Source organism: Streptomyces sp. NPDC059900 (assembly GCF_050270335.1).
Lineage (GTDB): Bacteria > Actinomycetota > Actinomycetes > Streptomycetales > Streptomycetaceae > Streptomyces.
Genome location: NZ_JBNNJZ010000394.1, coordinates 1 through 7,713 on the forward strand (window position 1 = coordinate 1; position 7,713 = coordinate 7,713).

Here is a 7,713-nt window from a genome sequence, read left to right on the forward strand (position 1 = left end):
CGAGTAGAGGGTCAGGCCCGAGCAGTCGAACCGGTGCGGCCCCGTCGATCCGTAGCGGTAGGGGGAGCCTTTCTTCGAGGCAGCGATCTTGAGCGCCTTGGTCGCGTGTGTCGCGGCCTCTGCTTCCGGCGTGAGTCCCGGGGCCGCGAGCGTGCCGCCTACGACGGCGAGCGTGAGGGCGGATACCGAACCGGCCCTGGTGAGCAGCGACGGAACATGATTCAGCGCGGTCATGCGCAAACCCTTCGTCAGCCGCCTGTGAAGGATGACCTGTCGGATTCGGGCTGGCGAAGTTGCCCGGCCGCGGTATGCGGCTTCACCCCAAGGGTCGGCGTCCGGACCTTCCGGACCGACGACCCGTCTTGCCTGGGTCCTCCACTCCTGCCGATGCACCGATGTCGACCGGTCATCCGGGCGGCGGCAGGACTCGGCGTCCGCCCGGACCGCCCCGCCGCTGTGGCGGGGGCTTGTCGTCGGAAGGGATCTTGACCCGTCAAGTGGTCGAAATCCGAGCCGAAACGGCGTTTTGTGAACATCCTCACGACTGAACCGTTCGGGTGGACGGAGTCGGATTCGGGATCGGCGCGAGGGCCCCGACGACCGTTCGACCAGCACCGGAGCGAAGAATTCCGGCCCACGCGTACGCATCTGACGCAACCGAAGGCGGCCCGAAAGACCACGATTGTCTACGCCGAACGAGGTAGCCCGTTTGGTTCGTTTGGAACTGGGCCCGGACGGCTCGGACTTCAGGAACGTGGTGACGGAGGCTCAGGATGCCTGCGGTGGCGGCACGGTGACCCGCCCTGCCCGTCGTTCCCCGTCAAGCACGCGCAACGCCCTGGCCAGCGTCGGCGCGTGCACGGCGCTCTCGCCCCGCTGGTGCATGAGCGTCAGCGCGTCCCGCAGGGCCGTCGCGCTGCCGACCAGGGCCTGGGCGGCGCGCAGCCCGCCGTAGGTGTCCGTGGCGCGTGCGGGGTTGATCCGGCCCACCAGGTCGACCACTTCGAGATACCGGTCGATCAACTCGCCCTCGGCGCGGGTGAGTGCGGGCAGCGGAGGGAGTTCGGGCGGCAGCACCGGCGGGTCACCTCGCGTCCGGGGTGTCGAGGGATGACTTGCGGCTCGCGATGATCCGGTCCACCAGGCCGTACTCGACCGCCTCCGGGGCGCTGAGGATCTTGTCGCGTTCGATGTCGGCGGCGATGCGCTGCGGGCTGCGGCCCGTGTGCTGGACGAGCAGCTGCTCCAACCGGGCGCGGGTGCGCAGGAGTTCGTCGGCCTGGATCGCCAAGTCGCTCGTCTGGCCGTGGATCGGCTCGGCGATCGAGGGCTGATGGATCAGCACCCGGGCGCCGGGCAGCGCGGACCGCTTGCCGGGGGTGCCCGCGGCCAGCAGGACGGCGGCCGCCGACGCGGCCTGGCCCAGGCAGACCGTCTCCACGTCGCAGGTGACGAACCGGATCGTGTCGTAGATCGCCGTCATGGCGCTGAACGAGCCGCCGGGGGAGTTGATGTAGAGCGCGATGTCGCGGTCGGGCGCCAGGTATTCGAGGTGCATGAACTGCGCCATCACGTCGTTGGCCGAGGTGTCGTCGATCGGTGTGCCGAGGAAGACGATGCGCTCCTCAAGCAGCTTCGAATAGGGGTCGAGGGTCCGCTGCCCGGCGCTGGTGCGTTCGGTGAACTCGGGCAGGACATGGCGGGCGAACGGTCGGTTCATGGCGCGTCTCTCCTCTGCCGGGGTCGGCTGCTCCCCAAGGCGTTCTGTAAAAAATGTACAGGACGTACGTAACGTCGTGAGGGGGAGCATGTTCCGGTGATCCGCCGGAGTCAACAGATGTGCCGTGTTTCAGCCGCCCGCTGAAAGCCGGGGCCGCGGCGCGCGCGGCCGGATGACGGGCGCGGCGGCATGGGCATACTCCGGCTCGTCGCGCACCCGTCAGCCACCCGAGCCGAAGGCGTCGTATGAACCCGGAAGCCCATCAAGTCCCCGATGCCCACCAACCCCCTGACGCCAGCCAAGCCCCCGACGCGCGCCGGATCGACGACGGCGACGGCGCAGGCCTGGTTCACCTCACCGCCCGCGAACTCGCCGCCGCCATCCGGACCCGTGAACTGTCCGCGCGCGAGGTCGTCCAGGCGCACCTGGACCGGATCGAGCAGGTCAACGCCGCCGTGAACGCCGTGGTGACCCTCACGGCCGAGCGTGCGCTCGACGCGGCACGCGCCGCCGACGAGCAGACGGTGCGCGGTGCCCCGCTCGGCCCGCTGCACGGTCTGCCCGTCGCCCACAAGGACACGCACGACACCCGCGGCATCCGCACCACCTACGGGACGCCGCTGCTTGCCGACAACGTCCCGGACCGTGACGAGTTGATCGTCGAGCGGATCCGCGGCGCCGGGGCGATCACCATCGGCAAGACCAACGTGCCCGAGTTCGCGGCCGGTTCGCACACCGTCAACCCGGTCTTCGGCGCCACCCGCAACCCCTACGACCTCAAGCGCTCGGCGGGCGGCAGCAGCGGGGGAGCGGCGGCAGGGCTCGCGTGCGGCATGCATCCCCTGGCCGACGGCAGCGACATGGGCGGTTCGCTGCGCAACCCCGCCTCGTTCTGCAACGTGGTGGGGCTGCGCCCCTCGCCGGGCCGGGTGCCGACCTGGCCGGACGCCACCCCGTGGTCGACGATGGCCGTGCAGGGGCCGATGGCGCGCACCGTCGCCGACGCGGCCCTGCTGCTTTCCGCCGTCGCCGGCCCCGACCCGCGTTCGCCGATCTCCCTGGAGACACCGGGAAGTGCGTTCGCCGGTCCGCTGGAACGCGATCTGACGGGGCTGCGGATCGCCTGGTCGCCGGATCTGGGAGGAGCGGTGCCGGTCGACCGCGAGGTCACCGATGTGCTCGCGCCCGCCGTCATGGCCTTCGCCGGCCTCGGGTGCACGGTCGAGGAGGCCTGCCCCGATCTCTCCGGCGCCGACGAGGTGTTCCGGACCTTCAGGGCCTGGCAGTTCCATCTGGCGCTCGGCTCGCTCACGCGGACCGCGGCCGACCGGATCAAGCCCAGCCTGGTGCGGAACGTACAACAGGGGCGTGATCTCACCGGGGCCGACCTGGAGCGCGCCACCGTCCTGCACGGCGAACTGTTCCACCGGGTACGGGAGTTCTTCGAGCAGTACGACGCCCTGATCCTGCCGACCAGTCAAGTCGTACCGTTCCCCGTCGAAGAGGAATATCCGGACACGGTCGGCGGGGTCGCGATGACCGACTATCTGGAGTGGATGCGCTCGGCCTACCTGGTGTCCGCGACCGGCAGTCCGGCGCTGTCGGTGCCCGCCGGGTTCACCCCGGCCGGGCTGCCGGTCGGGCTGCAGATCGTCGGACCGCACCGCGGCGATCTACAGGTTCTGCAGATCGGTCACGCCTTCGAACAAGCCACCCGCCACGGCGAGCGGCGGCCGGGGCACCGCGTTACGCGCCCGGACGGCCGGGTACTCGGGCGCCATGAATCGTTTGGAGCATCTGGACAAGAACCTCGTCGATGAGCTGACGCGTGCCGCCCGCGAGGCCGTGCGCGACGAACTGCGCAACGAACTGCGCGACGAACTGAGAGAGCAGACACGAAAACAGCGGCGCAAGGCCGCGCTGTACGCGGGTGCGGGCGCCGCCGGTCTCTACGCGGGCGCCGCGCTCGCGCTGGCCTTCGGCCTCGCGCTCGCTCTCGGCCTGCCCGGCTGGGCGGCAGCCCTGATCACCGCGGTGGTGCTCGGTGTAGCGGCGCATCTGCTGCGTGACGCGGCCCGCCCCTCCGCCGGTCGCCCTTCCGTCGACACGCCCTCCACGACTTCTGCACCCGAGGCGGCCCCGGCGGCCCCGGTGGTTCCGGAGCGTCCGGTGTCGCCGCCGACCGTCGACGCGACCCGTGCGGGCGGCGTGGATCCCGACGTGCCGCACCGCCCCGGACGGTGAGCCGAGCCGCCTCGATGTGGATGTTTGGCCAACGGATTACGGGCCACTCGTGAAGACGAGGTGGCCATATTGAACACATCGTCAGATCCAGCGAAGAAGAGGACGAGTTCCTCGCGCTCGAACTCATCGACCTCGTCGAACTCAAGCGCAGGCGCGAATTCGGACGCGAACTCAACCTCGAAGAATGCAGACGAACACGCGGAAAGCAGCAGGGCGAAGCGCCGTCCGGGCCCCATGGAGGTGCTGCGCACGGCACGCACCCAGCTCGCCGAGCTCACCGGGATGACGACCGAGTCCGTGTCGTCCTTCTCGCAGACCGAAGACGGCTGGACGTTGGAGATCGAGGTCCTGGAACTCACCAGGGTGCCGGACACGATGAGTCTCCTCGCCAGCTATCAGGTCGAGTGCGACCCGCAGGGCGAGCTCCTGGGCTACCGGCGCACGCGCCGCTACGAACGTGGTCGCGCCGATTCCCAGAAGGGCGGCGGCCGGTAGAGCCTCCGGGCGCACATCTCCCGGCGTGCGGGATTCCGCAGTTCTTTCCACAGACTTCCCAGACAAGGAGGGCCGGTCGGCATGACCGTTGTTCCTGCACAGCAAGCCGGCGGATCGGGCGGCTCCAGTGGCCTGTACGACGTCCTGGAGCTCGTCCTTGACCGCGGACTCGTCATCGACGCCTTCGTGCGTGTCTCGCTCGTCGGCATCGAGATCCTGAAGATCGATGTACGTGTGGTCGTCGCCAGCGTCGACACCTATCTGCGCTTCGCCGAGGCGTGCAACCGTCTCGACCTGGAGTCGGGCCCGCACAAGGACCCGGGGCTCCCCGACCTGGTCGGCGAGATAACCGAGTCCGGTGCGCGCGGCAAGTCCAAGGGCGCCCTGTCCGGCGCCGCAGAGACCATCTCGGACGCGTTCAAGCAGTCCCGTGAAGAGGGCCAGTCCGAGTCCCGTCCGCGCGCACGCAAGAGCACGTCCGCGCGCCGGAAGGAGGCGCAGGAATGAGCACGTACGTCTATGGCATCAGCGCCAGTTCCCACCCCTCGCTCCCCGAGGGCATGGAAGGCGTGGGAAAGCCCGCGCTCCCCGTGCGCATCCTCAAGGAAGGCGACCTGGCGGCCATCGTCAGTGACGCACCCGAGGGGCTGCGACCCAAGCGCAACGACCTCCTCGCCCACCAGAACGTGCTGAACGAGGCGGGCGCCGCAGGACCGGTCCTTCCCATGCGGTTCGGCAACGTCGCCCCGGACGACACGGCCGTCACGGGGGTGCTCGCGGAACGCGCCGAGCACTACCGCGAGCGGCTCGCCACGCTGGAGGGCAAGGTCGAGTACAACGTCAAGGCCAGCCACGACGAGCAGGCCGCCCTGCACCGCGTGATGGCCGACAATCCCGAGGTGCAGGCCCTGGCCGAGGCCAACCGGCAGGCTGGCGGCGGCAGTTACGAACAGAAGCTGCAGCTCGGCGAGATGGTGGTGGCCGCTCTCCAGGGCCGCGAGGCCGAGGACGCGGTGGAACTGCACCGCATCCTGGAGCCGGCGGCACACTCCGTCAGCGTGGGCCCCGAGTCCACGGGATGGCTCGCCAACCTGTCGTTCCTGGTGGAGCGCGACTCGGCCGAGGTGTTCCTCGCCGCCGTCGAGGAGGCCCGCAAGGGACATCCGCACATCGAACTGCGCGTCAACGGCCCGCTGCCGCCCTACAGCTTCGTCGAACCCGGGCCCTCCGAGCCCACGGGTGCCGCACCGGAGGCGACGGGCTCGCACAGCGGCCGGGAGTAGGCGCCATGGGACTGATCGGCGAAGTGCTGATGCTGCCGTTCGCACCCGTGCGCGGCAGCCTCTGGGCGGTGAACCAGGTACTCGCCGAGGCCGAGCGCCTCTACTACGACCCGGCCACCGTCCGCGCCGAACTCGCCCAGCTCGAGCAGCAGCTCGAGTCGGGCGAGATCAGCGAGGAGGAATTCGACCGCCAGGAGGACGAGTTGCTCGACCGCCTGGAAACAGGCCCGCACTCCGGTGCGGGACCCGACAACGGGACCACACGATGAATCGACTTGGCATGGGCCTCGCCGTAGGGGCCGGATACGTCCTGGGACGTACGAAGAAGATGAAACTGGCGTTCGCGGTCGGCACGATGGTGGCCGGCAAGCGGATGAACCTCAGCCCGCGCGCCATCGGTGACCTGCTCTCCCAGCAGCTGCAGAACAACCCGCAGTTCAAGGAGATCGGCGACCAGCTGCGCGGGGATCTGCGCGGAGTCGGCAAGGCCGCCACCGGCGCGCTGCTCGAACGGCAGATCACGGGACTCGCCGACCGGCTGCACGGTCGTACGGCGGACGTGCGCGACCAACTCGCGGGCGTCACCCCGGACATACCGGGACGCGGCCGCAAGGGCGAGGCGGACGACTCGGACGAGGAGTACGAGGAGTACGCGGAGTACGAGGACGAACGCGACCGGGATCGGGACGACCGGGGCAGCCGGGACGACCGGGACGGCGAGGAGTCCGCCGAGGCGGAGTCGGAGCCCGAGGAGAAGCCCCGGCCGAGGAAGCGGGCTCCCGAGCGCAAGCCCGCCGCCAAGAAGGCGCCGGCCAAGAAGGCGCCGGCCAAGAAGAGCCCCGCCAGAAAACCGGCGGCACAGAAGTCGGCGCAGCAGAGCCCTGCGAAGAAGACGGCGAAGAAGGCTCCCGCCAGGGCCGCGGCGAAGACCTCCGCGCGCCGCACCACGGGAGCCCGGTTGCCGAAGGAGGGCGGTCGTGATGAGTGACACCCTGAGGTCCGCGAAGAACGGGGCGAAGGAGAATCCGCTCACCAGCCTCGCCCAGAGCGAGGCGGCAGACCGGCTCAAGTCAGAGGTCCAGGACTACCTCGGGGCCCAGGCCCAGCGGCTCCTGACCGGAGTGGGCCACAAGCTCGGCGCGACGACGAACAAGCTCAACGACATCGCCGAGGGCAACAGCCCTGGCTTCGCCAAGCTGGCCCTCGACGGCGGTCGCAAGATGGCCGAGGGCAAGGGGCCCCTGCGGTCCGCCGTGGAGATCGGTGCCGGACGGGCCAAGGACAGCGTGGTCGGCGCCTTCAAGAACCTGACCGGCGGAAAGGGCCGCAAGAAGGGCGGGGCCGGCAAGAAGCCCACGGTCATCATGGAGTTCATCGACGTCGGGGTGCCGCTGCGCACGGCGTACGACCAGTGGACCCAGTACCAGGACTTCAGCACCTTCGCCAAGGGCGTCAAGAGCGCGAACCGCGCCGATGACACCACCTCCGACTGGCAGGCCAAGATCTTCTGGTCCAACCGGAGTTGGAAGGCCCACACCACCGAGCAGGTGGCGGACGACCGGGTCGCCTGGACCTCGGAGGGCGCGAAGGGCACGACGAAGGGCGTCGTCTCCTTCCACTCGCTGGCGCCGAACCTCACGCGCGTGCTGCTGGTCCTGGAGTACTACCCCAAGGGCCTCTTCGAGAAGACCGGCAACATCTGGCGCGCGCAGGGCCGCCGGGCCCGGCTCGACCTGAAGAACTTCTCGCGGTTCATCACCATCAAGGGTGAGGCGGAGGACGGCTGGCGCGGCGAGATCCGCGACGGCGAGGTCGTCCGCAGCCATGAGGATGCGGTCGAGGAGGAGGAGCGCGAGCAGGAGGAGCGCGAGCAGGAGGGCGAACCGCAGGACGTCGCCGACGAGGAATACGAGGGCGAGGACGAGGAGCAGCCCGAGGAGTCCTACGAGGACGAAGAGGAAGAGGAGCACG

10 protein-coding genes, 1 pseudogene and 1 riboswitch are annotated in these 7,713 nt (G+C 69.7%); of the genes and pseudogenes, 8 read left to right on the forward strand and 3 right to left on the reverse strand.

Going from position 1 to position 7,713, the window contains the following annotated elements:
* From ACQKIP_RS33705 to ACQKIP_RS33715, 3 genes and pseudogenes are all read right to left on the reverse strand, one after another.
* Positions 1-234 (reverse strand): annotated as a pseudogene (locus ACQKIP_RS33705) (NlpC/P60 family protein); the annotation flags it as partial.
* Between the two features lie 4 nt (positions 235-238).
* Positions 239-405, reverse strand: a riboswitch (cyclic di-AMP (ydaO/yuaA leader).
* A gap of 363 nt (positions 406-768) precedes the next feature.
* The gene (locus ACQKIP_RS33710) at positions 769-1,077 is read right to left on the reverse strand and encodes a hypothetical protein (RefSeq protein ID WP_365860961.1); all 309 of its coding nucleotides are present in this window, start codon (positions 1,075-1,077) and stop codon (positions 769-771) included.
* A gap of 7 nt (positions 1,078-1,084) precedes the next feature.
* The gene (locus ACQKIP_RS33715) at positions 1,085-1,720 is read right to left on the reverse strand and encodes an ATP-dependent Clp protease proteolytic subunit (RefSeq protein WP_365860962.1); all 636 of its coding nucleotides are present in this window, start codon (positions 1,718-1,720) and stop codon (positions 1,085-1,087) included.
* 245 nt (positions 1,721-1,965) lie between these two features.
* Here ACQKIP_RS33715 and ACQKIP_RS33720 point away from each other — a divergent pair, with 245 nt between their 5' ends.
* From ACQKIP_RS33720 to ACQKIP_RS33755, 8 genes are all read left to right on the forward strand, one after another.
* A complete protein-coding gene (locus ACQKIP_RS33720; RefSeq protein ID WP_365860964.1) occupies positions 1,966-3,540 on the forward strand; it encodes an amidase in 1,575 nt (524 codons plus the stop codon).
* Positions 3,500-3,964, forward strand: coding sequence for a phage holin family protein (locus ACQKIP_RS33725; protein ID WP_365860966.1), 465 nt, complete (start codon positions 3,500-3,502; stop codon positions 3,962-3,964). Before ACQKIP_RS33720 ends, ACQKIP_RS33725 begins: the two co-directional genes overlap by 41 nt.
* Before the next feature lie 69 nt (positions 3,965-4,033).
* Positions 4,034-4,459, forward strand: a complete 426-nt coding sequence (locus ACQKIP_RS33730) for a gas vesicle protein (RefSeq protein WP_365860968.1) — start codon at positions 4,034-4,036, stop codon at positions 4,457-4,459.
* A gap of 81 nt (positions 4,460-4,540) precedes the next feature.
* Entirely contained in the window at positions 4,541-4,966 is a 426-nt protein-coding gene (locus tag ACQKIP_RS33735) for a gas vesicle structural protein GvpA (RefSeq protein ID WP_365860969.1), read from the forward strand.
* Complete coding sequence (locus ACQKIP_RS33740) at positions 4,963-5,742, forward strand: GvpL/GvpF family gas vesicle protein (protein ID WP_365860970.1); 780 nt, start codon at positions 4,963-4,965, stop codon at positions 5,740-5,742. Before ACQKIP_RS33735 ends, ACQKIP_RS33740 begins: the two co-directional genes overlap by 4 nt.
* Before the next feature lie 5 nt (positions 5,743-5,747).
* The gene (locus tag ACQKIP_RS33745) at positions 5,748-6,011 is read left to right on the forward strand and encodes a gas vesicle protein GvpG (RefSeq protein ID WP_365860971.1); all 264 of its coding nucleotides are present in this window, start codon (positions 5,748-5,750) and stop codon (positions 6,009-6,011) included.
* Positions 6,008-6,730 (forward strand): DNA primase, encoded by a 723-nt coding sequence (locus tag ACQKIP_RS33750; RefSeq protein WP_365860972.1) that lies wholly within the window; start codon positions 6,008-6,010, stop codon positions 6,728-6,730. Before ACQKIP_RS33745 ends, ACQKIP_RS33750 begins: the two co-directional genes overlap by 4 nt.
* On the forward strand, positions 6,723-7,713 hold a 991-nt coding region (locus ACQKIP_RS33755; RefSeq protein ID WP_427745020.1), incomplete at its 3' end, for an SRPBCC family protein. The genes ACQKIP_RS33750 and ACQKIP_RS33755, both read left to right, overlap by 8 nt.